Raw genomic sequence first — 1,852 nt, 5'->3', positions numbered from 1 at the left:
CACGTAATTTGCTTCGTCGTAATGCTGCATATTAATGCTTAAATTACTGACCCAATCAATCAAGCGTGACTTTTCTTGGTTATCGAATGCTATTTGTAATAGATTTTTTTTATCTTGGTATAAGCGCGGCAATTTTTCGGTGTTAACGTTAATTAAGCAAATGTATTCAAACACCATTTCAATAATGTCTTCGAAGTATTCAATACCTTCATCGGTAAGCGCTAAACTAATATTAAAGTCTTTAAAGTTGCTGCCATTAATACCACCGCCAGCAGAAAGCGCGTTTATCCAGCCTTGCTCTTTTAAAATAGAATAAAGAGAACCCGTGCCTTCATAGCCAAGTAAATGGGCAATAAAACTCACTGTTTTGTGGCGATAAAAGTCGTCAATATTAGGCATAGCAAAACTTATGATAAGTTTTTGCATATGCTTATGCGGCTCAATATGAAGTATTTTTCCTATGTCTTGTTTGCGATAGAGTGGCTCACTGATCTCTGGCTTTTTGAGGTTTTTATTACCCTTAATTGCGCCAAAGTAAGTTTGTGCCCAGCTTTGTAGTGTGTTTAATGTTTCGTTTGCGCAAATAACTAAAGTCATCCACTGAGCTTGGTACTGACTATTAAAAAAGTCGCGAAGCTCATCACTAATACAGCGCTCTCTGTCAGCTAAGGTTTGTAGGTTTCCTACAGAAAATTTAGCAAATGGATGAGCTGGATTTACCGTTTCTTTGTGGGCTTGATAAATACGGCGACCATCGTCTTTTATTTTTAGTTTAAACTCGGCTTCAATTGCGTTGCGTTCTTTTTCTGTTTCGGCTGAATTTAAAAGTGGCGCAATAAAAAAACGGCTAAATTGGGTAAGCGCCTGTTCAAATTCTTGGTTATTAATATCAAAAAAGTAACAGGTATGCTCAGTGCCAGTCCACGCATTAGTGTTCCCGCCAGCTTGCGAAACAAAATTATTAAAACTGCCTGAATCTGGGTATTGGTCTGTGCCTAAAAAAAGCATGTGCTCTAAAAAGTGTGCTAGGCCTTGCCTATCAAGAGGATCGTCAAAATGCCCGGCGTTAACTGCCATTGATGCTGCCGCTTTTGTAGAATCTTTATCTTGCACTAATAGTACTTTTAGACCATTGTCCAGTGTAAAGGCGCGGTATGCTCTGTTATCATTGCGGCTGATATTCAAATGATGCTCCTGAAACTAAACGTTTACTTGTTAACAACAGATGATGGCTTCAGGAAAGCGAAATACAGCTTAAAGATTTACCTGAATCTCATGAAAGAATTATTTAGAAATAAATAGATTTATGTTGTTAATATAGCTGACAAATGGGCAAACTGGCTACTGTTTTATATTCTTTAATCGGTTGATTTTTTATGAAAACAATCCTAATAATGCGCCACGGCGAAGCAACACCCATGCAGGCTGATGATGCAGGTAGAAATTTAACCCAAGCAGGGCACGATGAAGCTGAAAAAATGGGCCTTTGGCTCAGTAAAGCACATTGCCCTGATGCACTGTTAGTTAGTCCTTACATTCGTGCACAGCAAACAGCTGCAGGTGTAGCTAAAAATAACGTATTTAAATTTAGCGAAACCACATCCGATATTATCCCCGAAGGCAAACCTCAAATTGCTGCTGACTATCTTGAAACGCTTATTGCTACTCATCCCCAATGCAACACATGGCTTATAGTGGCACACATGCCTATTGTAAGTTATTTAGTGGACCAATTAAGCCCTGGTAATATGCCAATTTTTAATACAGGTGCTGTTGCTGTTATTAGTTATGATGAGCAAACCCAGCGTAGTAGTTATATAAGTATAAATGCCCCAGAAAACCTTTAATATAA

The 1,852-nt window shown here is 38.3% G+C and carries 2 protein-coding genes; one reads left to right on the top strand and one right to left on the bottom strand.

The genetic code is table 11. The annotated features are described in order from the left end of the window. Nucleotides 1-1,185 (bottom strand): insulinase family protein (locus H5072_RS18345; RefSeq protein ID WP_182694376.1); only part of this gene is annotated, 1,185 nt, incomplete at its 3' end. Between the two features lie 191 nt (nt 1,186-1,376). On the opposite strand from H5072_RS18345, the gene sixA reads away from it, so the two are divergent. After that, on the top strand, nt 1,377-1,847 hold the full coding sequence (gene sixA / locus H5072_RS18340) for a phosphohistidine phosphatase SixA (protein ID WP_024593905.1): 471 nt from the start codon (nt 1,377-1,379) through the stop codon (nt 1,845-1,847). The last annotated feature ends 5 nt before the right edge of the window (nt 1,848-1,852 follow it).

This window comes from Pseudoalteromonas sp. SR45-5 (assembly GCF_014163565.1).
GTDB lineage: Bacteria > Pseudomonadota > Gammaproteobacteria > Enterobacterales > Alteromonadaceae > Pseudoalteromonas > Pseudoalteromonas distincta.
The sequence above is the reverse complement of the archived record's forward strand: the minus strand, read 5'-3'. Positions and strand labels throughout refer to the sequence as shown.

Bases quoted from the DNA above. Each gene is read 5' to 3' on its own strand.
- sixA (WP_024593905.1), top strand. From the start codon at position 1,377: ATGAAAACAATCCTAATAATGCGCCACGGCGAAGCAACACCCATGCAG.